Source organism: Allobosea sp. P1_A7 (assembly GCF_056406775.1).
The window spans coordinates 1-1,431 of record NZ_JBFTZN010000558.1; the positions used below are offsets into that span (position 1 = coordinate 1).

At 63.2% G+C, this 1,431-nt stretch carries 1 protein-coding gene; it reads right to left on the bottom strand.

Annotated elements, in window-relative coordinates:
• Positions 1–562: 562 nt before the first annotated feature.
• The gene (locus tag AC1D34_RS37565; protein ID WP_476827029.1) at positions 563–1,414 is read right to left on the bottom strand and encodes an IS110 family RNA-guided transposase; all 852 of its coding nucleotides are present in this window, start codon (positions 1,412–1,414) and stop codon (positions 563–565) included.
• Positions 1,415–1,431: the final 17 nt, after the last annotated feature.

Genomic DNA, 1,431 nt, shown 5'->3' on the forward strand with positions numbered 1-1,431 from the left:
GGGGGGAGAATTCTCCCCAGACGGCGATGCTCTGAACCGGGCGGTGGCTCCAAGCGATCGATAAAAGCGACCAGAGCAGAAAGGCGCTAAGCCCGGTTCCCGCCGGCGAGCGCAGCACCCCCCGCAGGCGCCGAAAGAGAACGGCCCCACCTTCCTCCGCCACAGCCGAGGCTGCGAAACAGAGTGCTGCCAGCCCGAGGAAAAGGGGGGCCGAACGGTTGGCAAGCCACATAGCCAACGGCAGCGCAACCAGTAGGGTGGTTCCCGAACGGGCAAGGCACAGCGATAGGGTTGATGGGTTCGATACGGGATCGCTGGGGATGCCGGAGGCTGTTGGAAAGCTCATACCTTGCGCTTATGCGATCCCGCTGGACATGGCCAGACTCTTGCCGCGGATGGTCCGCCGAATCAGAGAACTCATAGTTCGGTGCACCGCCTATCTCTACCGCGTCAACTCGGCGCTGGCCGGGTGAAGCCCACCAGGTAGCTACTCCTCAATTCTAGTCGCGGCCCCGGCCGCTGACCGCGTAGCCGGTGCAAACCGTCGTCGAGTGGTTGCAACTCACCGTGCTGACGCTTCGCAGTTGAAACTGCCCCTGAGGCCCGTCTTTGTAATCCGACCCACCCGGTCAATCTCGCCCGATTGATATCGCCGGGGCGTGAGCGCGAGATAGGCACCCACAGATCGGGAGTGCAGGAAGCGCCGGGGATCATCGACGGTGGACCGAAAGGCCAGCGCGGAGATCGATCCGATGCCCGGCATCGTCATCAGGAGCCGACATGCTGGGTCAATGCGCACCGTGTCCAAGACGAGACGATGTAGCCGGGTGTACTCCTGCGTGAGCTCCTCGCGAGCGGCGAACAATGGATCCATGATCGCCTGCAACATGGTATCGCATGCGACCAACTCACGAACCCGGCTCCCGAAGCCCTTCCGCGATACGATCCCGACCTTCAGCCCAAATGGGCGAAGAAGGCCCATGATGACTTGCTCGGCGGCGGCAACAGAGCGGATGACGTGCTTGCGAGCTGCCGCAAGGGTCCGCGCCTGCTGGCTGCCAATGCTCTTGACATGGACAGCCTTGAACCAGCCCGTCCTCACCACCTGCGCGATCCCCCGGGCGTCATTCCGATCAGTCTTCACCGGCATGGCTGAAAGTGCCGCCTTGAGCTGGCGCGCTTCCAGGCAGATGGCCGGCAGCCCAAGCTGGATGAGGTTGGCTGTCAGCCAATCAGACATCGGCCCTGCCTCGAGGCCGACCCGTTCGACTTGACCGGCAAACGGTTCGAGATAGTCAGCGATCGACGGTGCATCCGCCGAGGCCGTTCCATCTCGAATGGGTGTCAACGGCGGCCGGATTCCAGGCCACTTGGGCGGAGCAAAACCAGGCCAGCGCTGGCGATGTGAGACGATAAGCCAAGGGCCCCGAT